Raw genomic sequence first — 22,675 nt, 5'->3', positions numbered from 1 at the left:
CCTGCCGCCACGTTCGGCTAGTGCCGTGATGCCGGTCGTCGGTCGTGGGGGCTTCGAGATGGGTCGAGATGCAGTCGCAGCATGGCCGCTGCCGACCGTGGTGGCGGTTGCCCGATCAGGGACACGACCGCCATGGTCGTAAACGCCAGCGGTACCGCCCACAGTGCGGGCTGTGCGACCAGCAATGCGGGCCATCCGGCCAGGGGCGGGCCGAACAGTGCCACGGCGATGGTTCCTGCTGAGCCCAGCAGTCCTACCAGCACACCGCTGATCGCGCCGGCCACGGTCAATCGGGACCACCAGATGCCGAACACCAGCAGCGGGCAGAATGTAGCGGCGGCGACGGTGAATGCCCAGGTCACCAGGATTCCCGCGTCCACGCCTGCGGCGGGCAGCGCCAGCAGCACGACGGCGGCGGCCGCGGCTATCACGGTGCTGCGCAGGCGGACCAGGCCACCGGGGGCGAGGTCGTGCGAGATCGCTCCGGAGACCACCAGCAGCAGTCCCAGCGAGGTCGCCAGGAACGCGGCGAAGGCCCCTGCCGTGAGCAGCACCGTGAACAGGGTGCCGACCCAGCCGGAATCGACCTGGGCGGGTAGGGCGACCACCACGGTGTCGGTGGCGCCGGACAAGTACAGGTGCGGCATCAGGACCCTGCCCAGTGCTCCGTAGATGCCGGGCAGGAGGTAGAACACGCTCAACAGGCCCACCGTGAGCGCGGCCGTTTGCCGCGCGGCACGGCCGTGGGGGCTGGTGTGGAAGCGAACCAGCACATGCGGCAGTCCCATCGTGCCGAGCATGGTGGCCATCAGCACTCCCCAGGTGCTCAGTACGGGGTGGCCCGTGCCGTGGAGATCCAGCAGTGGGCGTTGCCAGTCCGGGTCATCGGGTGCTGTGCCCCCGCGAGTCTCGGGCGCCGGTGTGCCTGCGGGAAAGATCAGGGTTCGGCCTGCCGCGATCCGTTGCGTGCCCGCCTGCAGCACGATGGTGTCGCCATGTGGGGTTCGTACGGTGGTGTCGGTGTGGATCTGCAGGGTCACGTCGGTGCGGAACACCACCGGGGTGTCGTGCGTGAAGTGGGTGAACTCCACCGGGTGGACCGCGTCGTGGCGGGTGGCTGCTCCGGCTTGCAGGAGCAGCCATACCGCGGGGACGAGGAACAGTACCAGTTTCAGGCAGAACTGGAACGCTTGAACGTAGGTGGCCGCGCGCATCCCGCCGAGGGCCAGTGTCGTGCTGACGGTGACTCCTGCGATCACCACGCCGACCCAGTAGGGGGTGTGGCCGACCATGCTCAGTACGAGCCCTGCGGTGCGGAATTGCGGGACGAGGTAGAGGCCTCCGATGGTCAGCACGACGACGGCGGCCAGTCGGCGCAGGGCTGGCGAGGCCAGCCTGGCTTCGGCGAAGTCGGGGACGGTCAGCGCGCCCGAGCGGCGCATCGGGGCGGCGACGAGCACGAGCATGGCGACGTAGCCTGCGGTGTAGCCGACCGGGTACCACAGCGCGCCCACTCCGCTTTTGACCATCAGTCCGGCCACTCCGAGGAAGGAGGCGGCCGAGAGGTACTCGCCGGAGACCGCAGCCGAGTTCAGCAGCGGCGAGATGCGCCGCGAGGCCACGAGGAAATCCGAGGTGGTGCGCATCGCGGCGACGCCGCGCAAGCCGATCAGCAGGGTCATCAGCACGACCGGGGCCACGGCCAGGACGGCGACCATCACTGCTCCTCGACGTGCTCTGCTCGGCGCAGGTGCCACCCGGACAGCAGGACCATCGCCGGGTAGGGAAGCACGCCCAGAGCCAGCCAGGACAGTGGTATCCCGAGTAGGCGGATCTCGTCCAGTGCTGGGAAGACGGCGAAAACCGCGGTGAGGCCGAACAGCAGGGTGAACAGCAGCACCAGGGCGAGCACGGCCCGGCGGCGCTGCGCCCGATACAGGCCGGCTGCGTGTTCGGCTTCGAGTGGGTCTCCTCGGAGGAGTTCGCCGTGTCCGCGTGCTCGGCGCCGTGAGCGGGCCAGTCGGGTCTGTGGGCTTGTCACCGCCACGCGTTTGCCGGGTGTCATCATGCTCTCCGCGGGGAGCGACCGAGTTCGCTGCGTTGGGCGTTGTCCAGCAGTCGTTGCCGTAGTGCGCGGGCGTGGCGTCGGCTGACCGGGACGTCGCCGAGTTCGGTATGGGCGATCAGCCCTCCGGTCGAACCGCTGCGGAGTTCGCGGATCGCGCTCAGGGCGACCAGGAAACTTCGATGCACGCGCGTGAAATCGTGGCTTTCCCAGTACTCCTCGAGACGGGATATCGGCATCCGCACCACGTGTGCCCCGGAACGGGTGTGCAGCCGTACGTAGTCGCCGTGTGCCTCCACGAACTGCACGTCGCTGCGCCGCACGTACCAGGTGCGGCCGGCGGTGTCGACGGGGAGCGCGGCCATCGCATCCGGTGGCGACATCGCTCGGTCGGTGCCGGAGACGTGGTGGTGCGCGGTCATTTTGCGGATCCGGCCCAGAGCTGCCGAGAGGCGTTCGGCCCGCACGGGTTTGAGCAGGTAGTCGACCGCGCCGATGTCGAAGGCGCTGACCGCGTGGCCATCGTAGGCGGTGACGAACACGATCGCCGGTGGCTGGTTGAGTTTGGCCAGCAGCGAGGCCAGTTCGAGCCCGTCGAGTCCGGGCATGGCGATGTCGACGAACACCGCGTCGAAGCGAGTGGTCCGGATCATCTTCAGTGCCCCGAGGGGGTCTCCGGCTGCGGCGACCTCGGCGATTTCGGGGGCCTCGTGTAGCAGTCGGCACAGCTCGTCCAGGGCGGGCGGAACGTCGTCCACGGCCAGTACGTGCAGTTCCCCCGGCGTCGTGGTCACGGCACCACTCCCGGCTGGAACAGGGGAACCCGCACCACCACCCGGGTGCCCGCGTTTGTGGCGGTTTCCACGACGAGACCGAACCGGGGGCCGTACACGGTGCGTAACCGTCGGTCCACATTGGTCAGGCCCACGCTGCTGTGGTTGCCCTGCCCGGCCAGGATCGCTTCGGCGAGTTCGGGGTCCATGCCGAGGCCGTCGTCTTCGACACTGATGACGAGGTCGTTGCCTTCTGCTTCGCCGCATACCTGGACGAGACCGGAGCCGCCGTGTGGTTCGATGCCGTGCCGGACCGCGTTTTCCACCAGGGGCTGTAAAACGAGGTAGGGGATGGCCACGGCGAGGACCTCGGGGGCGACCCGGACCTGCACGCGCAGACGGTCGTCGAGAACCGCGCGCTGCAGCGTCAGGTAGGTTTCGATCGCGTGGAACTCGTCGGCCACTGTCGTGTATTCGATGTTGCCGGACAGGCTGTAGCGGGCGTGGTCGGCGAAGTCGAGCATCAACTCGTGGGCCCGCTCGGGGTCGGAACGCACCAGTGAGGCGATGACGGTCAGCGCGTTGTACACGAAATGCGGCGAGATCTGTGCCCGCAGGGCTCGCAGTTCGGATTGCGCGGCCTGTTCTGCGGAGGATTCCAGTCGGCCGCGTTCCAGCGCGTGTTCGACCCAGCCGACCACCTCGCGCACCGCGGAGATCCGGGTCTGTCCGGAGATCACGAGGACACCGGCGAGTTCCTCGTAGCTGTGGAGGGGTACGGCGATCAGTGGGGGTCGTCCGCGGCGGGTTTCGGTATGCAGAACGTTATCGACCAGCGCCGAGACGGTCTCCTCGGGGGCGGGGTGGCCCGCCCACCGCACCTGTCCGGACAGGTCGCACAGTCCGAGTCCCTCGACGTCGAGCAGTCGGCGCAGGCCACGAGCGGCAGCCGAGGCCCGGGGGGTGCCCAGCCCCTGCTGGAGTTCCTCGGCGACGCGGCGTGCGGTTGCCAGTGTCCGGGTTGATTCGGTGTGTGCGCGTGCCCGTCGGGAGCCGAGTCGTGCTCGGCGCAGCTTGCGATCGGCAGGTGCCGACATGGACGCTCCCATCGTTGTCGACAGGAGTTCGTTGATATCAGATCGTCTCGTGATCGAATAGGCCGCGGCGCCGGAACGAGATCATGCAGGCACTACTCGAGGTGGTCGGCCCAGCACCGGGGCAACGGGAGTGAGATCACAGCCCCGAGCGGAACATCACACGGCGGCAACGGTGTTGTTCGCCGTGGTCGATGCGTACTGTGTTGCCGGGTCGCATCCCTGTGCCCTCGCACAACACCGTTCGGCGTGGCGGCCACGCCGTGTCGTTTGCCGAGAGGCGAGCGGAAGTATCGACTCCTCGCCGTGGGCTGTGTATTTCCGGGTTTATCCGGGAATGCACAGCCGAAAGAGGTGCCCGCAGCGGCTTCGCCGCAGCTGAAGCAGTGCTTGACCAACAACGACAATCCGACGCCCCGAAAGGAGGCGGCACACTCGTGGAGAACGAGATGACGGACTGGCGGCACCGTGCCGCCTGCCGCGATGAGGACCCCGAACTGTTTTTCCCCGTGTCCGACATGGGGCCGGGTGCCCGGCAGGTCGAACAGGCCAAGGCCGTGTGCGCGCGCTGCCCGGTGCGCTCTGCATGCCTGAACTATGCCGTGGACAACGGATTGCATCACGGGATCTTCGGCGGCACGACCGAACGCGAACGCCAGCAGCTGGCCCGCAAGTCCCACGACCGGCCCCGGGCCGCCTGACCACCGACAGCCACGCGGTGGTAGTGCACCATCGTCGCCGCACCGCACCGCCTTCGGTGACCGGCACGGTGTCCTTTTTCGTAGTGGCCTTTTGTGCCCATGCGGTGGGTCGTGCCCGCAGCGCCCGGCACACGTCTCCGGCCCGCGGATCCGCTCAGGAGTCCGCGGGCCGGAGACGTGTTCTGTCGCCCGCGGTGCTCGTTGCGTGCAGGGAGGCGCACCGTCGTGGCCGGCACGATCACGCGGCGCTGTCGCGGGTTGGCCGTGCTCGGAGGCCGGGTCTTTGGTCAGTCGTAGCCACGCACGAGGTGACTTTCCTCGGTCTCATCGCGGTCGGGGGCGAATGTGTGCTCGGCGGAGTGGTGGGCAGGACGTGCCTGCGTCGGCACCAGGGGTGATGCAGGCATCGTGCCGGCGGCCTCGGCGGCACTGTGGCGTCGTGGCGCGGCTTCGTGGTCGTGGGAGATCACGGGCGGTTCCTCTTTCGTGGCGGGATATATCGAGTGATGATGCGGGCCGCGTTGTGTCTGTGCAGGCCGACGCGCTGACAAACCGACCTGTGCGCCCCGATGGAGTGATCATCGAGCCGCCCGGGCGGCGATGGCGTTTTGACCGAACGCACCGAGGTGCACGGTGATCGGCTCGAGGTGCACGTCGACGACGAGGGCACCTGGCTCGAACGGGACCTGCCGCTGCCGAACCTGCGGTACGAAACCTTCGGCAACAGCGGCTGGTTCGAGGCCGAGGAATTCGTCGTCAGGGTTCCCGGGCACGGTGTCGAAACCACCGTCGGCACCGGCGAATCACCGCTCGATGCTCTTGAACGCGCCGACGTGGACGTGATGTTCGACTGCCGCAAGGGTGAGTGCGGACTGTGCCAGGTCGACATCGTCCCAGGTCCAGGTCGACGGCACGATGGCGTCGACCTGGGACATCCCCAGTGAGGTCCCACTGGATCGGCCATCGGAGAACTGGGCCTCGACGATCCGGTGCGTCTTTTCAGGTCAACAGTTCCGGCATCCCGGGGGTGGTACGGCGCCGCCGCAGCCAGACCCGGCGGCTTCCGTCGGAGTACAGCAGCACTCGGGACAGTTCCCAGCCGGCGAATTCGGCGTGGATGGCCAGCTGGGTCGCCGCGCTCGGCCGGGTGATGCCGGGGGGCAGGTGCAGCGGCCGGTATTCCCAGTCGGGGTCGCCGGAATCCTGTTTGTGTTTCGTCTCGGTTTTGGTGCGGGTCACTTCATCACCACCTGTAGTCCTGTGCCGGTTGCCGAGGCGACATAGACCGTGCCGGTGTGGGGATCGACCGTGACGGTGTTGGGCTGGCGGATGGTGGGCAGCCGGTACTTTTCGCGGGGCTGGCCCCCGGCGATGTCGTAGGCGACGAGCTCGTTGCGTGCGGTCAGGGTGATCCAGGCGAGGTTGCGGGTGGGGTCGTAGGCCAGCCCGAAGGGCACCCCGGCAACGGGGTAACGCTGCTTCATGATGAGCGGATCGGTGGCAAATGCCAAGAGCTCGTTGCCGCGGGTATCGACGGTCAGTATGCGCCCGTAGCGGTCGGTGACGGCGTGGGTGGCTCCTTCCCCGGCGCGCAGCGCGGCGCCTTTATCGCCGGTGGCGGTGTTGACGGGGGTCAGTGAGGTGGCCAGCCGGTCGAGGACGAGGATCTCGTTGCGGCCGTGGCGGAGCAGGCGTGCGGGGCCGTTGAAGCCGCCGATCGTGCGCAGGATCGTGCCGTGGTCGGTGACGACGACGTCTTTGTTGTCGCGTCGTGCCACGATGAGGTGCCCACCGGATTCGAGGGCATCGACGGGGCCACCGGGAATGGGGATCCGATCGATGGCGCCGGTGGCGATGTCGATCTTGGCGACGGCGTCGTCGGCGGGCAGAGCAGCGAGCAGAGTTCCTGCGGTGCCGGTGGCGCGCAGGCTTGCCGCGGGGCTGGGCAGGCGAATGCTGCGGGGCTGCTGCTGGGGTGCCTCGGTGTCGAACAGGGTGAGGGTGGCCCGGTCCGCGCCGGCCAGGGCCAGGGTGTGGGTGGCGGGGTCGAGGGCGGTCAGGTCGGCAGGTGGTGCGGGGACAACGGTGCCCGCGGGGGCGGTGTCGGCGGGTGGGGAGGCGGCCGGTGTCGCGGCGACGAGTGTGTCGGTGACTTGCAGGGGACTGCCGGTGCCGCCGGTGGCGCATCCGGTGAGCACGGCCGATGCGATCAGGCAGGCGGCTACCAGGCGACGCAACAGCGACCTCCTCGATGAGTGCGACCATCGACCACGGCGGTGTGGTCTCCAGGATCCCTGACACCGCGTGCGGCGTCACCGGCCGGGTGGGTCGGCGGTGTTCTCGATTACTCGAGGGCCGGTTGGGGCGGGGGAATGGGCAGGTGCGGCACGGAGTCTTCGGCGCTGACGTCGTCGAGTGCGGCTTGGATGGCCGCGGGCAGGTGAATGTCCTCGGAGTCCAGGGCCATGGTGAGCTGGGTGGTGGTGCGTGCGCCGACCACGGGGGCGGCCACACCGGGACGATCGCGGATCCAGGCCAGGGCCACGGCCAGTGGAGAGGTTCCGAGGCCGTCGGCGGCGGTGGAGACGGCTTGCACGATGCGGGCGGCGCGTTCGGTGCGGTGGTGCTCGACGTACCGGGCGAGGTGGGCGTCGGCGCCGCGGGAGTCGGGGGGTGTGCCGTTGCGGTATTTGCCGGTCAGCACGCCACGTCCGAGCGGGGCCCAGGGCAGCAGGCCGATGCCGTGGTAGTGGGCTGCCGGGACGACTTCGTGTTCTCCGGCCCGTTCGAGCAGGGAGTATTCCAGCTGGGTGGACACCACAGGGGTGCGGGTGTGCCGGGTCTGCTGCAGGGTCGCTGCGGTGGCCAGTTGCCAGCCGGTGTAGTTGGACACGCCGACGTAGCGGACTTTGCCGCTGGCCACGGCGGACTCCAGGGCGGCAAGGGTTTCGTCGAGGGGCACCGAGGGGTCCCAGGCATGCAACTGCCACAGATCGATGTGATCGAGTTGCAGACGTCGCAGTGACCCGTCGAGCGCGGTGAGCAGGGCACCGCGGGAAGCGCCACCGCCGAAGGGGCCCGCGGTGCGGCGCGCGACGGCTTTGGTGGCCACGATGATCTCATCGCGGGCAGCGACGGTGTCGAGCAGTTCGCCGAGGATGTGCTCGCTGTGGCCGTCCTGGTAGATGTCCGCGGTGTCGACGAGGGTGCCGCCGGCATCGTGGAAGGCCGCGAGTTGATCGGCTGCTTCGTTGATGTCGGTACCGTGCCCCCAGGTCATCGTGCCGAGTGCCAGACGGGAGACGCGGAGGCCGCTGCGGCCGAGCTGTCGGTGATCCACGATCACCGAGCTTATTCGGTGCGTGCTTGCCGTGTTGCAGGCCGTGCCCACCCGATGGGCACGACCCCCGAACGAAGACGCTTACTGTGTCTCGGATCACACCCTGTTCGGGTGTGGGCTTCGGGGGGATTTCGACCTCGGCAGGGGGCTGCGCTGTGGCCGCATCAACGGTGATGTCCTGCGGTGACGGAGCCTTTCGGGGCAGGTGCGGGCCGCCACGGTGACAGTGGGTGAATACTGCAAAGATCGTCACCCAAGGGGGTCATGCAAGCGTGCGCGACCGTTGCGCACAAGCTGTCGAGGTGCACTGGAGTGGGTTTCATTGACGTGGTTGCAGGCCGTCGTGCTTGCGGTGGTGCAGGGATTGACCGAGTTCTTGCCGGTGTCCTCATCCGGGCATTTGGCGATCGTGTCGCAGTTGTTCTTCGGGGCTGATGCGGGTGCCTCGTTCACGGCGGTGACCCAGATCGGCACCGAGCTCGCGGTGGTCATCTACTTCTTCGGTGACATCGCGCGGTTGGTGGGAACCTGGTTTCGTGGATTGCGGGACGCCACGGTGCGCCGCACCCAGGACTACCGGCTGGCGTGGTATGTCATCGTCGGCACGATCCCGATCGGGATTCTCGGGTTTTTCTTTCAGGATCTGATCCGCGGTGCCCTGCGTAGCTTGTGGATCACGGCCACCACGTTGATCGTGTTCGGTTTACTGCTGGGACTGGCCGAACGGTACGGGCGTCAGGTGCGCAGTCAGCAACAGTTGCGTCTCCGTGACGGTGTGCTGATGGGACTGGCGCAGTCGCTGGCGCTGGTGCCGGGAGTGTCCCGGTCCGGAGGCACGATCACCGCGGGGCTGACATTGGGATTGGACCGGCCCACCGCAGTGCGGTTTTCGTTCCTGCTGGCGATCCCGGCGGTGTTCGCGGCAGGGCTGATGGAAATCCCCCACGTGTTCGACGCCACCGGCCCGGGGCTGCAGCCGAGCGGGGCCCAGATGATCGTGGCCACCATCCTGGCAGGGCTGATCGGCTATGCGTGCATCGCCTGGTTGCTGCATTACGTGCAACGGCACAGTGTGTATCTGTTCGTGTGGTGGCGGGTCGTGGTGGGCCTGCTGGTGTATGCGCTGCTGGGCTTGGGCGTCCTGCAGCCGTAATCCCGTGGGGGCCTGTGCCACGGCGTGCGAGGGATGGGTTTTATCCTCGGCGCCGTGGCGACTCTCATCCTGCTGCGGCATGCGCGTTCGGCAGCCAACGGTTCGGGAACTCTGGCGGGACGCACCAGCGGGATCGGCCTGGACGAGGCCGGTACCGAGCAGGTGTGCGGACTTGCCGAGCGGCTCTCGGCGATCCCCCTGCAGGCGGTGGTGACCTCCCCGCTGCAGCGATGCGCACAGACGATCACCGGCGTCACCGAGCAGCGCGGTCTGACCGCGGCGGTCGAGCCGCGTCTGGCCGAGGTCGACTACGGCGACTGGACCGGCCGTGCGCTCAAGGAGCTGACCGAGGAACCGCTGTGGAACGTGGTCCAGCAGCACCCGTCTGCGGCGGTGTTCCCGGGCGGTGAGGGGCTGGCACAGGTGCAGGCGCGTGCGGTGGCTGCCCTCCGCGAGCACGATGCCCGCATCACCGCCGAGCATGGTCCGCAGGCGGTGTGGATGGCCTGCAGCCACGGAGATGTGATCAAGTCGGTGTTGGCGGATGCACTGGGGATGCATCTGGACGGGTTCCAGCGGATCGTGGTCGAACCATGCTCGGTCAGCGTGGTGCGCTACACCGAAACTCGCCCGTTTGTGCTCAAGATCAACGACACGGGCGCGGATGTGTCCGGGTTGCTGCCGCCGAAGGACGACACGTCCGGTTCCGAGGCGGTGGTCGGGGGCTCGACCGGTGGCTGAGCCCGGCACGACGTATCCGGTGGCGGACCTGGTGGAATATTTCACCGGCCGGTGGATCCTGGAACGCGACATCGTCGACGGCAGTGGCGCGCCTGCCGGAACGTTCACCGGCAGTGCCACGTTCTGCGATGCCGGCGAGGGCCTGATCTACGCCGAGCAGGGAACATTGCAGCTCGGCACGTATCGGGGCTCGGCGTATCGCCGGCTGTACTATCACCTGACCGGTCCGGGCCGGGCTGCGGTGTATTTCGACTACGGTGACTTCTTCCACGAACTGGATCTGCGTGGTGGCCACTGGCAGACCCGGCACCCGTGCCGCGACGATCTCTACCGGGGTGAGTTCCGGGTACAGGGACCCGACCGGTGGCAGCAATGGTGGACGGTGGCCGGGCCCACGAAGAACCACAGCATGACCACCTCGTTTCGGCGGGCCACCGACGACGCGACCGTCGCGGTGTAGTGGCGTGTGCGAGCGCCCTCGGTTGCGGTTGCTGTCAGCCGAGTCCACCTCTCGGCGTTGCGGCGGTTGCCCTGGCGGAGTGGCGATCACGCCGCGGTGTGTGCCCGCTGACCGGGTGCGCTGCGACGGTTGCGGCCGAGCACGGCGTAATCGAGTGTCCAGCGTCCGCCGTTGAAGCCCAGTGCCAGCGAGGCCGTCCCCAGCGCGAGAACGAGTTCGTAGCCGTTCTGACCGAGCAGTCCGTAGGGCAGGTGCACGAGGAACAACGCGCCTGCCATGTCGATGGCCAGCAGCACCCCGACCAGGGGCAGTGCCACTCCCAGCACCAGCGCGATCCCACCGCCCAGTTCCACGATCGTGGTGAACCAGGCGGCTGCCTGCGGCTGCGGAACGCCCAATTGGGCGAAACCTTCGGCCGTTCCTGCGATGCCCTGACTGAGCTTCTGCCAGCCGTGCGCGATGAAGATCGCGCCGATGCCGAGTCGGCCGATCAGCGCAAACAGATCACGAATGCCGTTCATGCTCACCTCCGTTGTCGGGCCCGTGCCTGCTGCACCCGCTCCGGGTGCAGTGCCTTTGCGTACCGACAGTGTGCGCCAGGCCCGCTCGGCAGGCAGCATCCCGGGAATGCCGGTGGTCTCCGACCGGTGTGGCCACGATGGGATCGAGGCTGCCGCGGTGTCCGAAGACGGCGTGATTTCCTGCGGGTTTCCTCGCTGCCTGGCTGCTTCGCAGGCAGGATGGTCACCGGTGCCGGACAGGATCGGGGGGCGAGGCGTGATCGAACTGAAAACCGCCACGGAAATCGACAGGATGCGCGAGGCGGGGCGTGTGGTGGCCGCGACGCTGGAGGCGGTTCGTCGTCATGCGCAGGCCGGGGTGTCCTTGGCCGAGCTCGACGAGGTGGCCCGGGCGATGATCGAGCAGGCGGGGGCGAAACCGGCGTTTTTGCACTACTGGCCGAACTGGGCTCCGAGCCCGTTCCCGGGAGTGATCTGCACGTCGGTCAACGACGTCGTCGTGCACGGCATCCCCGGCCCGTATCGCTTGGCCGAAGGGGACGTGGTCAGCATCGACTGCGGCGCCAGTGTCGACGGGTGGCACGGTGACGCGGCCGTGACATTCCCGATCGGCCCGAGCACGCAGCAGGATCGAATGCTGCTGGAGACGACGCAGGCCGCGCTGCAGGACGGCATCGCCGCAGCCGTTCCCGGCAATCGCATCGGTGACGTCTCTCGCGCGATCGGCGTCGTGGGCCGCAGCGGCGGCTACGGCATCCCCGACCTGCTGGGCGGGCACGGCATCGGACGCCGGATGCACGAGGCACCGTTCGTGCCCAACGACGGCCGTGCCGGTCAGGGAACGCCTTTGCGTCCCGGCATGGTGCTGGCGATCGAACCGATGTTGCTGACCGGAGGGCGCGACAGCTTCGAATATGCTGCCGACGGATGGTCCCTGCATACCGGTGACGGCACCCGATCGGCCCACATGGAACACACGGTGGCCATCACCGAACACGGCCCGCGGGTGCTCACCATCGCGTGAGTCCTCACGGAGACCGGCTTTCGGTGGTGCGCGCGTGGAATTCCCCGGCCACAGGCAGCGGAGACGGATCAAAGACCTCGGGAAAACTACCTTTCTGCATGGGAAGTCCCCGCAGAACGAGGTGGTCGGGAGTTCGCGGGCGAGGGTCATGCCGTGCCGCGGGTATCGGCAGACGGCCCGGAGGCGGCCCGGCCGGACGAGACCGTGCTCTAAAATGGCAGTCGTGCCATTTGTCGCTGTGTCGTGGTGAGGATCCGTGTCCAAGCACTTCGCCGTTGTTGCCCCGCCCGCACCCGGGCACGTCAATCCGAGTCTGCCGCTGGTCGAGGAACTCGTCCGGCGCGGGCATCGAGTCACCTATGCCACCGGCGAAAATCTGCTCCCGACCGTGGAGGCCGCCGGGGCCACGGGGCTGGCGCTGCCGACGCGGATGCCCTCGCCGCCACCGGCCGCGGCCGAGATGACTCCGCAGCATCTGGCGGAGATGATGGGGATGCTCCTGGCCGATGCGCGGGAGAGCTTCCCGACGCTGGTCTCGTGGTTCCAGCAGGACCGGCCGGATGCGGTGTGTTCGGACATGCTGGCCCTCACCGGGCGGGTGCTGGCCGAGCTCCTCGGCGTCACCAACGTTGCGCTGCTGCCCAGCTTCGCCGCCAACGAACGGTTCTCCCCGCAGGAGATGTTCATGCCTGCCTCGTTCGACCTGCGGCATCCGGCCCTGCTCGAGATCGGCACCGAATTCGAGGGTTTCGCCGCCGACTACGGTGTGACCGAACCGCCGTCGCCGTTCGCGGCCACACCGGCGCCGCTGAACCTGGTGTTCATTCCCGAACAGTTCCAGATTGCCGCGGAGACCTTCGACGAGCGCTTCCGGTTTCTCGGCCCGTCCCTGGGCCACCGCGAGTATGCCGAACAGTGGCAGCCCCGCGAGGACGAGTCCCCGCTGCTGTTCATTTCCCTGGGCACGGCATTCAACAACCGGCCCGACTTCTACCGGATGTGTCTGGAGGCCTTCGCCGACAGTGCCTGGCAGGTCGCCATGGCCGTCGGTGAGCACGTCGATCCGGACGAGCTCGGCGTGGTGCCGGACAACTTCGAGGTGCGTACCCGGTTCGCCCAGCCCGCCGTGCTGGCCCGTGCCACCGCATTCCTGTCGCATGCGGGCATGAACTCCACCATGGAATCGCTGTACTACGGGGTTCCACTGGTGACATTTCCGCAGATGCCCGAGCAGGAGGCCAATGCCCGCCGGGCCGAGGAACTCGGGCTCGGCCGCATGGTGCCTGCCGAGCCCACCGCCGAGGTACTGCGCAAAACCGTCGACGAGGTCGCAGGCGACGAGCGGATCCGGGCCAATGTGGCGGCGATGCGCGAGACCGTGCGCAGCGGCGGCGGCCCGGTCGCCGGTGCCGAGGCCCTCGAAGCGCACCTGGCCTGAGCCGGCGCGGGGCAGGCGGTCCGTGGCTGCCGTGCTCGACCGTCACCGAAAGACCCCGCCCTTTCGCGGCCCCGAGCAGCGCTGGGAGGTTTTCGCGCTGGGGACAGTGGGAAACCTCGCCCGGGATGGAGCTGATGACGGAGGCGAGATGAGCGAGGGCAACCCGATCCGCTGTTTTCGTTCGCAGGACTGCGATCCGGGTGCGTTGCAGGAACAAACCGTAGCGGTGGTGGGATACGGGAACTTGGGCCGCTCGGTTGCGCTGAACCTGCACGATTCGGGGTGCAAGGTGCTGGTGGGCAACATCGGCGACGAGTACCGCACGGTGGCTGCCGAAGACGGGTTCACATCCTGTGAGATCGCGGAAGCCGTGGCAGGCGCCGAGATCACGCTGGTCCTGCTCCCCGACGACGTCATCCCCGACGTCTTCCCCGATGCCATCGCACCGGCCCTGCGTGCGGGCTCGGCGGTGTGCTTCGCCTCCGGCTATGCCCTCGCCTACGGGCTCGTCGACCCGCCTGCGGGGGTCGACGTCCTCGTGATCGCCCCTCGAATGCTCGGTGACGAGGTGCGCCGCGCCTACACCGAGGGATTCTTCAGCTACATCTCGGTGGAACACGATGCCAGCGGGCAGGCCGAGCCGCGGCTGCTCGCGCTCGCCGACGCGGTCGGTTCGCTACGGCGGGGTGCGGTCGCACTCAGCGCGAAGCAGGAGGCACTGCTGGACCTGTTCGTCGAGCAGACCTTCGGCCCGTATCTGGGCATGGCCCTGCAGACGGCCTTCCAGGTCGGCACCGAGGCGGGACTGCCGTCGGAGGCGATGGCGCTGGAGCTGTACATGTCCGGCGAGATGGCCCGGACACTGCAGGCATTCGCCGACCAGGGATTCTTCCGCGCCGTCGGTCACCACGGCACCACCGCCGCCTACGGTGGAGTGACCCGATTGTCCGGCGTCGATACCGAGGGGATGCTCGCGTTCTTCCGCCAGACACTGGCCGACATCCGTGACGGTGGGTTCGCCGAACGGCTGCAGCAGGAACGCGACGCCGGATACCCGACACTCGAGGCGGTCCGGGAATTCACCGACAGCCCCAGCCCCATCACCGACGCCGAGCAGAACCTGCGTAAGGAGTTCCCGGTGTTGCGCGCGACCGGGGACGCCGACGGTGATGGCTGAGCATCCGGCAGCCGCCGACGAGACCGAGGCAGTGCTGGCGGCCTCGCGGGCGGCTTTCGCCGACTGGGGCGCCCGCAGCCACGCCCAGCGCCGACCACTGTTGACCGCACTGCGACGCGGAATTCTGCGGCATGCCGCCCGGATCGTGGCGGTGGTCTCCGGTGAAACCGGCAAGCCGGCACCGGACGTGGCGCAGGCCGAGGTCATGCATGCCGCCGCGCACGCCGGATTCTGTGCACGCCATGCCGGACGCGCTCTGGCCGCCCGCCCCAGCCTGGCGTGGCCGGTGCTGACCAAGCGGGCCTGGCAGGCCCACCGCCCGCGCGGCACCGCGCTGGTGATCACGCCTGCCAACCATCCGTTTCTGCTGCCGTTCCTGGCGACCTGCTCGGCGCTGGCCGCGGGCTGCACGGTCGTGCTCAAGCCGGCCGAGACGGCGCCACGTTCGGCCGAACTGATCTCCTTCCTGGCGCGCGAAGCAGGCATTCCTCCTGATGCCGTCCAGCTGGTGCACGGCAGCGATCAGTCCGGTGCCGACCTGGTGCGGGCCGGTCCGGACATCGTGGCCGTCACCGGCTCGTCGGCCACGGGGCGCCGGGTGGCCGCACTGGCCGCCGAGCGGCTCATCCCGGTGATCGGCGAGTACGGGGCCAACGATGCCTTCCTCGTGCTGGACGGGGCCGACACCTCCCGGGCGGCCCGGGCCGCGGTGTGGGGCGCTTTTTTCAACGCGGGCCAGAACTGTGTCTCGGTCGAGCGTGTCTACGCCGTCGACGGCACCTACCAGTCCTTCCTGACCGAGCTGGACGGGCAGATGAGCACCGTCAGCGCAGGCGGGCGCTGGCGCACCGACATCGGCCCGATCCTCGATCCGGGCCACGCCGAGGACCTGGCACGCACGATCGACGACGCCGTGCGGCTGGGCGCCACGGTGCGCCACGGCGGACGCAGGCACCGCGACGGGGGTCGCGACTACCTGGAGCCGACGGTGCTGACCGGGGTGGATCACCGCATGCGGGTGATGCGCGAGGAGATCTTCGGCCCGATCCTGCCGGTGATGCGGGTGACCGACGAACAGGCGGCGATCGAGCTGGCAAGCGACTCCGCCTTCGGGCTGCATCCCTCGATCTGGACCCGCGACACCCGCCGCGCCCGGCAGCTGGCCGCCGGGTTGCGGGCCGGTGCGGTGGCGATCAACGACTGCCTGGTCAACTATGCGGTGCCGTCGATGCCGTTCGGCGGTGTCGGCGCGTCCGGGTCCGGGCGCCAAGGCGGTGCCGAGGGACTGCGCGAGTACTGCTTCCCCCAGACCGTCACGGCCGGTTGGCTCGACCTGCCCCGTGAGCTCCAGTGGTTCCCGCGTCTCGCGGGACCGGCGGCCTGGATACGCCTGGCCAGGCTGCTGTACCGGCGGTGAGGAGTCCTTTCGGCAAGGGGCTTGCGCCCGCGGCGCGGGTGACAAGCCCCGGGCGCCGTGCCTCGACTCGGCCGATCCGGCCCGTCGAACGGGTGGCTGCCCCGGTGCGGAACTAGGATTCCGAGCTGGTCAGCAACGCCTGGGTGTAGCGCCCGTGCAGCCCACCGAGGGTCTGCTGTGGCTCCACGCTGTCGTAGGGCAGCTCGACCCCGAGATCCTCGATCGCCACCAGCGCCTCGAGGCGTTGCACCGAGTCGAGCTCGGCGTCGTCGGCGAGGCGATGTTGCGGACCCATGTCGCCGAGGTGCACCTCGAGCTGCTCGGCGAGATGGTTGCGGAAGGCCTCGAAGGCCAGCGGTTCGTTCATGACTGTGCTGTCTCCTTTCCGGCGTGGTCGCCTGCCTGCTCGCGCAGCAGGTGGCGGCACACCTCGCCGTGCTCGGTCATCGGCAGCTCGTCGACGACGCGCACCCGGTCGGGCTGCTTGCCCGGTGCCAACACGTCCCGGCACTCTGCGCGGACGGCCTCCGGGCTCGGGTCGTACCCGCCTGCAGGGACGACGAACAACCACAGCTGCTGATCGTGGTGGGACGGGACTCCGACAGCGGCGCTGCGCGCCACCGCCGGGAACTCGTCGACAACGCGCTCGATCTCGTTCGGGTGAATGTTGGCCCCGCCTCGGATGACGAGGTCGTCCTTGCGGCCGAGGATGGTGACCGTGCCGTCGTCGTCGCGGAGGGCGAGGTCGCCGGTGTGCAGCCAGTCCGGTTGGCCGTCGGTGCGGCAGACCAACTCGCCCGGCCGGCCCGGCGGCATCTCGGCCCCGTACTCGTCGAGAATGCGCACGTCCGAGCCCGGAAACGGATGCCCGACGGTGTGCTGCCGGGATTGTGGTGAGTCCTGCAGCCGGGTCGCGAGCACGCCGCCGCCGAGTTCGGTGGAGCCGTATCCGACGGTGACCGTGCAGCCGAACCGCCTGCCTGCGCGGTCGACGAGACCGGGCGCGGCCGGTCCGCCACCGACGCCGATGACCAGCAGCGAGGACAGGTCGTAGGGGGAGAGATCGCCGACGCGCAGCAGGACTTCGAGTACGGCGGGTGTGCCTGCCAGGACGTTGACGCGGTGGGCATCGACCAGTTCGAGGGTGCGGCGCGGGTGAAACGCACTCGAGGTCACCAGGTTGTGCCCGAGCAGCAGCGCCCCGGTGAACACCTGGTGGCCCGCCATGGCGCGAAACGGTGTCGTACACAGCCAGGTCTGACGGCCGGCGGCACCCAGCAGCCGGGTGCCGTGGCGGCGGACGACGGTGGTCAGCCGCTTGACCTGCTCGGCAGGCGAACCGGCGAAGAACGAGGCGTGCAATTGCTGCAAGGCGATCAACGGTCGCACGAGCTGGTGATGGGTCAGCGTGATCGGCTTCGGCTCACCGGTCGTGCCGGAGGTGAAAAACACCGCGGCCGGGTCGCTGCGCCGCGGCCGCGGCGCAGCGGCTGCTCCTGCCGAATCCGGCTGTCCGGGCACGTGCCAGCCGCCGCCGGTTGCCGTGACTGCGAGGCTGCCCCGCACCGGGCGGGGATGCTCGGCCAGCGTCGCCGCCAGCGGGACGGTGCGCGCGGCATCGTCGAGCCCGCGTTCGGGCAGTGCCTCGTCGAGCGGAACGATCACCGCACCCAGCCGCACGGCAGCCAGGAAAGCCTCGGCGTAGCGCAGCCCGTTGGGCAGCAGCAGCCCGAGAGGGTCGCCGGGAACAAGGCCCGCGGCGCCCAGCCGCGCGGCCAGCGCATCGGCGCGGTCGACCAGCTCTCGCAATGGAGCTCGCTCGCCGTCGGCGGCCAGCCACGCGCCACCTGCGGCGCGGACGGCCTCGTCGACCACGTCGGGCAGCGTCATCGTCGGCGCCAACCGAACCCGTCCCATCCGATCTCCTTCGCGTCAGTGCAGCCACACCGGCAACTCGCGCGGACAGCGCACGACCCGGCCCTGCGGGACGGGTGCCTGCGGTGCGAGCCGCACGTTCGGGAAACGCTCGAGAAGTACCCGTAAGCAGCCTGCGATCTCGGTGCGCGCCAGCGCCGCACCCAAGCAGTGGTGCGGGCCGTGCCCGAAAGCCAACTGCCCCGCATCGGCGCGGCCGGGGGCGTAGGTATCCGGGTGGTCGAAACGTCGCGGGTCGCGGTTGGCCGCGCCCAGGTGGGCCAGCACGGTCGTGCCCTCGGGCAGCCACACCCCGGCGATCTCGGTGCCGGACTCGACGCGGCGGGCCGTGAGCTGTACGGGAGTCTCCCAGCGCAGCGCCTCATCCACTGCGGCAGGCAGCAGCTCGGCCCCGGTGCGCACGGCCTCGGCCTCCTCGGGGTGGGTGAGCAGCGCGTAGAGGCAGTTGGCGATCGCGGGCCCGGCGGTTTCGGTGCCTGCCCACGCCAGCAGCAGCAGCGACGAGGTCAGCTCGGCGTCATCGAGCCGCCTGCCGTCGACGTCCGTGCAGGCCAGCACCGACATCAGGTCGTCGCCCACCTCGGTGTGCCGGTCCCGCAGCGCTGCCCGGAAACGGTGGCGCAGCGTTCGGGCGGCGCGCACCGCCCCGCGTGGGTCCCGCAGGAAACCGGCGGTGGCGGCCGAGAGCTCGGCCACCGATCGCCATTGCTGTTCGGGCAGACCCAGCAGCCTCACCATGACCCGCGCGGGTATCTGGGCGGCCAGCGGCTCGACCACATCGACCGGACCGTGCGTGGTGCGCAACGTGTCGACGCGGGCCTCGGCGACCTGCCCGGCGAGCCGGGCCACCTCCGGCTCGCCGGGATGAAGCCGCTCGCGCAGCACCCGGCGCAGTGCCCGCCGTGCTCTGGGTGCGGCGGTGAGGAAGCTGCTGCCGAGCACGGTGCGGTAGCGCTGCTCGACGACGTCCAGCGAGAACCGCCCGGTGTCGGCCAGCACGGCGGCAGCTTGGTCGTAGCCGTAGACCATGCCGACTTCGGGGCCGTCGGGCCCGAACGGCGCCAGTCGCTCGACGGGGCTGTCGCGGCGTTTACGCGCAAGCAGGGTGTGGTGGTCCTGGTCCTCGCTGTCGTGCTGCAGGGTCAGCTCGAACCAGTCGACCGGCGCGGTCACGATGCCGCCTCGGCGGTGAGCTCGGCCAGGGTCCGGTCCGGGAAGGCGGCGGCGAGCGGCAGCATGCGGTGCAGGCTCGCCAGCGCGGTCTCGATGTCGCCGCGCCCCCACAGGCCGGGATCGTACAGTGCGGCCACGTGATGCATCTCGGCGCCGCGCTCGTCACGGCAGCGCTCAATGGTGATGTCCAGGTCGATGGGCAGCACTGCGGGGTGGGCCTCACCGGCGACGGTGGCCTCGAAAGTCGGCAGTGCCCGCCCGCGCAGCCCGTCGAGGTCGAGATCGGCAAGTGCGAGATATTGCACCAGGGTGGCCGGCTGGCGCCCGCGCAGCAGCGCCACCGCCAGCCGGGGCGCTGTGGCCAGCAGCTCCAGCAGCGGCACGTCGCCGTGGCCCAGCGCTCCCAACACGGTCTGGCGAGCCCGAGCCACGGCGGAACCGAACGGTTCGGCACGGCCGAGCCGCAGCCGCAACGGCAGCGGCTCGGCGAAGAAACCCAGGGTCCGCCGGGTCTCGCGGCGCCGCGTGTCGTGCGTGGCGAACACCGTGAGGTCGGCCCGGCCGTCGGAGTGGGTGTTGGTTCCGTCGAGCAGCCCGCACAGCGCCGCGAGCAGCACCATGTACGGCGAGGCGCGGTGCCGGCGAGTCAGCGACAGCAACGCGGCGTGGCCATCGCGGTGCAGCGAGGTCGACACCAGGGCGGTCGCCCCACCCGGAGTGCGGCCCGGTCCGGTCGTGGGCAGCGCTGCCCGGCGTGCTCCGGCCAGCTGATCACGCCACCAGGACACGCCGGCCTCGGGCAGCGGTGTCTCCGGTGGTGTCTCCGACTCGCGGTGGCCGGGCCGGGCGTAGGGCACCGGGGCCGGCGGCAGGGGGGCACCGTGCGCCAGCGCCGCGTACAGCTCGGTGACCTCCCGGTGCAGGGCGTCCAGCGCCCCACCGTCCCCGGCCCAGTGGTGCAGGCTGAGCACGAGCACCCCACCGGTTTCCGCGCGCAGCCAGGTCCCGTGCAGCAGTGGCCCGCCGTCGAGATCATGCGGGGCGCAGCCCGCTTCGGTGATCGCCGCGCGAGGCCGCGCGCCGGGCAGCTGCCGCACGTCGAGTTCGGCCGCGGTGGGTGGATGGCATACCGGGCGGAGGTCGTCGCCGTCGGACACCGGCACGGTGCGCACCGCGTCATGCCGCTCGATGACCATCGACAGCACTCGGGCGAGCAGCCCGAGGTTCGGTTCGGCGGCGAACCGGTAGGCGCGGTAGACGGTGCAGCGCGGGTCGAGCACGCTGCCCGGCCGCATCCGCTCGGCCAGTGTCAGCACCTGCTGTGGCCGCTGCGGTGCCGCCTCGAACTGCCCGGCGAGTGCGGCGCTGGTCACGGCAGCTCCCCGCGCAGCAGTTTGCCACCCGCGGAGCGGGGCAGTTGGTCGAGCTGGACCACCCGGCTGGGGATCTTGTGTGCGCTGAGCCTGCCGGACACCGCGCGGGCCAGCCCGTCGCGGGTCACAGGGTGCTCGGCCACGACGTAGGCCTTGATCTCGACCACACCGGTGGCGCCGGTCTCCCCGAGCACCGCGCAGTCGATCAGGCCGAGTGCTTCCCGGCAGGTCTGCTCGACCTCGCGCGGGTCGACTTTCGTCCCGGCCACGTTGAGCTGGTCGTCGAGCCGGCCGCGCAGGAACACATGACCGTCGGTGCGCAACTCGGCCACATCTCCGGTGGCATACCAGCCATCGGTGAACCGTTCGGCGGTGCGCTGCGGGTCGGCGGCGTAGCCGTGCGCCACGCCGGGTGAGTCGACCAGCAGCTCGCCCTCGCCGGTGTCGGTGATCGTCCCGTCCGCACGGCGCACCCGTAGCTCGACACCGGGCAGTGGGCGCCCCACCGAGTCCGCAACGCCGTCGATGTTGTCGCTGATGTGGTCGGTTTCGGTGCAGCCGTAGGAGTTGATCAGGGGGGCTGCGGTTCGTGCCTGCCATGCCACCACCACGTCGGCGGGCAGCGGGTCGCCGCCGACCATGGCGTGCCGCAGCGCGGGCAGCTCGGCGTCGGCGGCGAGCAGGATGCGGTAGGCGAAACTGACACCGATCGTCATGGTGATCCGATGCTGCTCCGCGCAGGCTCGTAAGGACTCGGGCCGCAGCGGCTGCGGTGCCAGCACCACCGTGGCACCGGAGAGCAGGCCGACCAGCATCCCGGCCTTGAGGCCGAAGCAATGGTGCAGCGGTGCCATCACCAGGTAGGAGTCCTCGGGACCCAGCTCATACAGCCCGGCATGGGCGCGCTGGACGGCGAGCATCCCGCCGTTCGGCGAGACGACGACCTTGGGTTGCCCTGTCGAGCCGGAGGTCGTGATGGCGTGCACGGCGCGCGCAGCCTCGGGCAGCGGGTCGGTGGTGAAGGACTGCCACGCCGCCTGCTGCTCCGCGGCGGTGCCTGCGGGATCGCACAGCAGCATCGGCTGTTGCGCGGCGAGCCCGGCCAGCACCTCCCGCGCCCCGGCGAGGGAACTGTCGGCGCGTACCGCGGCGGGTTCGGCCTGCGGGTCTGCTTCCTTGGCGGCCGTGGTGACCAGGTCGGCCAGTTCGGCATAGGAGAGCCGACCGTCGGGGGCCACCAGTGCCGGGCGGTCGACCGGCCCGGCGAAGGCCGCCTCCACCAGCGGGCTCACCAGGTCGGCGCGCTGCCGGTCCACCGCGTGGCGCAGCCCGGTCAGCGTCGGCTCGCGAAAGAACGACTCCAGCTCGACGGTGACCCCGAGGTGCTCGTGGACCAGCTCCAGCAGCCGCACCACATGCAGGGAGGTGCCGCCCAGCTCGAAAAAGCCCTCATCATCGCCGGCTGTGTCGACGGCGAGCACCTGCGCGTAAAGCCGCCGCAGCGTCTCGTCCGCACTGTCCGGCATCCCAGCTCCTCACCTCGCACGCCGCCTCGTGCGCATGGATGCCCGGATGCGCGATTTCTAAACCCTGCCGGAGTCCGATTCGTACACGCAGCGGGTTTCGAGCCGCACGCAGCGGGTACCTGCAGCACGTGTTGTTGGTATGTGTGCACAGACAGGAGGCGCCATGATCTTTCGTAATCCCGCCGAGGTCAACTACCGTGCCATTCGTGACATGGGCTTGGCCGCCTGGTTCGGCAGCTCGCTGATGGGGCTGGCGGGTCTGGTACCCGCCAGCGAGTCGCAGCCGGATGCCGCCACGCGCCATCGCGTGCTCGACGCGGGGTGGAAGGGCAGCAGGGGACTGGTCGCCGGTTCGGTCACCGCCTATCTGGCAGGTACCGGCCTCGTCCGCTTCCAGGGCAAGGCCTTCACCGCCAACGGCGTTCCTCGGTGGATCACGGAAGGTGTGGAGAACAAGGCACGCACGGCGGTCACCGTCGTCGCGTTGAGCGCGGCGATCACCGCGAAGCGGCTGCGCGCCGAGGGATCGAAGCTGCATGACCAGCACTCCGGTGAGGGCGTCGCGATGGAGCAGGCCGAGAAGCTGCGCAAGATGGCGCACACGATGCACGTGATCGTGCCTGCCGCCACGGGCTACCTGCTGTACTCGCATCTCAAACAGGACATGCGCCGAAAGTAGCCGGGCGGCGGAAGTGGCCGGCGTACCGCCACAGCGCCACGGTGGTTTTCGGCCCGGATCTCGGCGTGGTGGGTGCCTGCCATCC

Annotated in this window: 23 protein-coding genes and 1 pseudogene; 10 read left to right on the top strand and 14 right to left on the bottom strand. The window is 69.6% G+C overall.

Translation table 11 applies throughout. From position 1 onward, the window contains the following. Nucleotides 1-17: 17 nt before the first annotated feature. Genes JOF55_RS00480 through JOF55_RS00465 form a run of 4 tightly spaced genes read right to left on the bottom strand, consistent with a single transcriptional unit; the run spans nt 18 to nt 3,935 of the window. On the bottom strand, nt 18-1,718 hold the full coding sequence (locus JOF55_RS00480) for a sodium/solute symporter (protein ID WP_310267804.1): 1,701 nt from the start codon (nt 1,716-1,718) through the stop codon (nt 18-20). Continuing rightward, nucleotides 1,718-2,065 (bottom strand): hypothetical protein, encoded by a 348-nt coding sequence (locus tag JOF55_RS00475; protein WP_374727193.1) that lies wholly within the window; start codon nt 2,063-2,065, stop codon nt 1,718-1,720. The genes JOF55_RS00480 and JOF55_RS00475 overlap by 1 nt, the downstream gene beginning before the upstream one ends. Beyond that, complete coding sequence (locus JOF55_RS00470) at nt 2,065-2,859, bottom strand: LytR/AlgR family response regulator transcription factor (RefSeq protein WP_310267798.1); 795 nt, start codon at nt 2,857-2,859, stop codon at nt 2,065-2,067. Before JOF55_RS00470 ends, JOF55_RS00475 begins: the two co-directional genes overlap by 1 nt. Further along, nucleotides 2,856-3,935, bottom strand: coding sequence for a sensor histidine kinase (locus tag JOF55_RS00465; protein ID WP_310267796.1), 1,080 nt, complete (start codon nt 3,933-3,935; stop codon nt 2,856-2,858). Before JOF55_RS00465 ends, JOF55_RS00470 begins: the two co-directional genes overlap by 4 nt. Nucleotides 3,936-4,369: 434 nt before the next feature. Between JOF55_RS00465 and JOF55_RS00460 the strand changes: the two genes are divergently transcribed. Beyond that, a complete protein-coding gene (locus JOF55_RS00460) occupies nt 4,370-4,633 on the top strand; it encodes a WhiB family transcriptional regulator (RefSeq protein ID WP_374727192.1) in 264 nt (87 codons plus the stop codon). Between the two features lie 287 nt (nt 4,634-4,920). Here JOF55_RS00460 and JOF55_RS00455 read toward each other — a convergent pair whose 3' ends face one another. Next, nucleotides 4,921-5,103 carry a hypothetical protein gene (locus tag JOF55_RS00455; RefSeq protein WP_310267793.1) on the bottom strand — a complete coding sequence of 61 codons (183 nt, stop codon included), beginning with the start codon at nt 5,101-5,103 and terminating at the stop codon, nt 4,921-4,923. 138 nt (nt 5,104-5,241) lie between these two features. Between JOF55_RS00455 and JOF55_RS00450 the strand changes: the two are divergent. Next, a pseudogene (locus JOF55_RS00450) lies at nt 5,242-5,538 on the top strand (2Fe-2S iron-sulfur cluster-binding protein); the annotation flags it as partial. A 94-nt stretch (nt 5,539-5,632) separates the two neighbouring features. Here the strand turns inward: JOF55_RS00450 and JOF55_RS00445 are convergent. The 3 genes from JOF55_RS00445 to JOF55_RS00435 all read right to left on the bottom strand — a co-directional run bounded on the left by JOF55_RS00445 (nt 5,633) and on the right by JOF55_RS00435 (nt 7,973). Beyond that, entirely contained in the window at nt 5,633-5,872 is a 240-nt protein-coding gene (locus JOF55_RS00445) for a DUF5703 family protein (RefSeq protein ID WP_310267788.1), read from the bottom strand. Beyond that, nucleotides 5,869-6,870: a YncE family protein gene (locus tag JOF55_RS00440; protein WP_310267786.1), complete on the bottom strand. Its 1,002-nt coding sequence runs from the start codon at nt 6,868-6,870 to the stop codon at nt 5,869-5,871. The genes JOF55_RS00445 and JOF55_RS00440 overlap by 4 nt, the downstream gene beginning before the upstream one ends. Nucleotides 6,871-6,977: 107 nt before the next feature. After that, complete coding sequence (locus JOF55_RS00435; RefSeq protein WP_310267784.1) at nt 6,978-7,973, bottom strand: aldo/keto reductase; 996 nt, start codon at nt 7,971-7,973, stop codon at nt 6,978-6,980. Between the two features lie 322 nt (nt 7,974-8,295). On the opposite strand from JOF55_RS00435, the gene JOF55_RS00430 reads away from it, so the two are divergent. The 3 genes from JOF55_RS00430 to JOF55_RS00420 are packed head-to-tail and all read left to right on the top strand — an operon-like array spanning nt 8,296 to nt 10,327. After that, nucleotides 8,296-9,126 (top strand): undecaprenyl-diphosphate phosphatase, encoded by an 831-nt coding sequence (locus JOF55_RS00430; RefSeq protein ID WP_310267781.1) that lies wholly within the window; start codon nt 8,296-8,298, stop codon nt 9,124-9,126. Between the two features lie 54 nt (nt 9,127-9,180). Beyond that, nucleotides 9,181-9,867 (top strand): histidine phosphatase family protein, encoded by a 687-nt coding sequence (locus JOF55_RS00425; protein ID WP_310267778.1) that lies wholly within the window; start codon nt 9,181-9,183, stop codon nt 9,865-9,867. Further along, nucleotides 9,860-10,327, top strand: a complete 468-nt coding sequence (locus JOF55_RS00420) for a DUF6314 family protein (RefSeq protein ID WP_310267776.1) — start codon at nt 9,860-9,862, stop codon at nt 10,325-10,327. Before JOF55_RS00425 ends, JOF55_RS00420 begins: the two co-directional genes overlap by 8 nt. Nucleotides 10,328-10,413: 86 nt before the next feature. On the opposite strand, the gene JOF55_RS00415 is transcribed toward JOF55_RS00420, so the two are convergent. After that, nucleotides 10,414-10,848 carry a DoxX family protein gene (locus JOF55_RS00415; protein ID WP_310267774.1) on the bottom strand — a complete coding sequence of 145 codons (435 nt, stop codon included), beginning with the start codon at nt 10,846-10,848 and terminating at the stop codon, nt 10,414-10,416. A 256-nt stretch (nt 10,849-11,104) separates the two neighbouring features. Here JOF55_RS00415 and map point away from each other — a divergent pair, with 256 nt between their 5' ends. The 4 genes from map (at nt 11,105) to JOF55_RS00395 (ending at nt 15,904) form a co-directional block, all read left to right on the top strand. Further along, a complete protein-coding gene (gene map / locus JOF55_RS00410; RefSeq protein WP_374727333.1) occupies nt 11,105-11,872 on the top strand; it encodes a type I methionyl aminopeptidase in 768 nt (255 codons plus the stop codon). Nucleotides 11,873-12,128: 256 nt separating this feature from the next. Further along, entirely contained in the window at nt 12,129-13,310 is a 1,182-nt protein-coding gene (locus JOF55_RS00405; RefSeq protein WP_310267770.1) for a macrolide family glycosyltransferase, read from the top strand. 148 nt (nt 13,311-13,458) lie between these two features. Then, nucleotides 13,459-14,487: an NAD(P)-binding domain-containing protein gene (locus JOF55_RS00400; protein ID WP_310267767.1), complete on the top strand. Its 1,029-nt coding sequence runs from the start codon at nt 13,459-13,461 to the stop codon at nt 14,485-14,487. Continuing rightward, the gene (locus JOF55_RS00395; protein WP_310267764.1) at nt 14,480-15,904 is read left to right on the top strand and encodes an aldehyde dehydrogenase family protein; all 1,425 of its coding nucleotides are present in this window, start codon (nt 14,480-14,482) and stop codon (nt 15,902-15,904) included. The genes JOF55_RS00400 and JOF55_RS00395 overlap by 8 nt, the downstream gene beginning before the upstream one ends. 112 nt (nt 15,905-16,016) lie before the next feature. Here the strand turns inward: JOF55_RS00395 and JOF55_RS00390 are convergent, their stop codons facing one another. The 5 genes from JOF55_RS00390 to JOF55_RS00370 are packed head-to-tail and all read right to left on the bottom strand — an operon-like array spanning nt 16,017 to nt 21,911. Further along, a complete protein-coding gene (locus tag JOF55_RS00390; protein WP_310267761.1) occupies nt 16,017-16,271 on the bottom strand; it encodes an acyl carrier protein in 255 nt (84 codons plus the stop codon). Continuing rightward, nucleotides 16,268-17,821, bottom strand: coding sequence for a class I adenylate-forming enzyme family protein (locus JOF55_RS00385; protein ID WP_310267758.1), 1,554 nt, complete (start codon nt 17,819-17,821; stop codon nt 16,268-16,270). The genes JOF55_RS00390 and JOF55_RS00385 overlap by 4 nt, the downstream gene beginning before the upstream one ends. A gap of 15 nt (nt 17,822-17,836) precedes the next feature. Then, nucleotides 17,837-19,012: a cytochrome P450 gene (locus JOF55_RS00380; protein ID WP_310267756.1), complete on the bottom strand. Its 1,176-nt coding sequence runs from the start codon at nt 19,010-19,012 to the stop codon at nt 17,837-17,839. After that, the gene (locus JOF55_RS00375; protein ID WP_310267752.1) at nt 19,009-20,385 is read right to left on the bottom strand and encodes a condensation domain-containing protein; all 1,377 of its coding nucleotides are present in this window, start codon (nt 20,383-20,385) and stop codon (nt 19,009-19,011) included. The genes JOF55_RS00380 and JOF55_RS00375 overlap by 4 nt, the downstream gene beginning before the upstream one ends. Beyond that, nucleotides 20,382-21,911: an AMP-binding protein gene (locus JOF55_RS00370; RefSeq protein WP_310267750.1), complete on the bottom strand. Its 1,530-nt coding sequence runs from the start codon at nt 21,909-21,911 to the stop codon at nt 20,382-20,384. Before JOF55_RS00370 ends, JOF55_RS00375 begins: the two co-directional genes overlap by 4 nt. Nucleotides 21,912-22,074: 163 nt before the next feature. Here JOF55_RS00370 and JOF55_RS00365 point away from each other — a divergent pair, with 163 nt between their 5' ends. After that, nucleotides 22,075-22,590, top strand: a complete 516-nt coding sequence (locus JOF55_RS00365) for a hypothetical protein (protein WP_310267749.1) — start codon at nt 22,075-22,077, stop codon at nt 22,588-22,590. The last annotated feature ends 85 nt before the right edge of the window (nt 22,591-22,675 follow it).

Origin of the sequence: Haloactinomyces albus, from assembly GCF_031458135.1 — a bacterium.
Taxonomy (GTDB): domain Bacteria; phylum Actinomycetota; class Actinomycetes; order Mycobacteriales; family Pseudonocardiaceae; genus Haloactinomyces; species Haloactinomyces albus.
The sequence above is the reverse complement of the archived record's forward strand: the minus strand, read 5'-3'. Positions and strand labels throughout refer to the sequence as shown.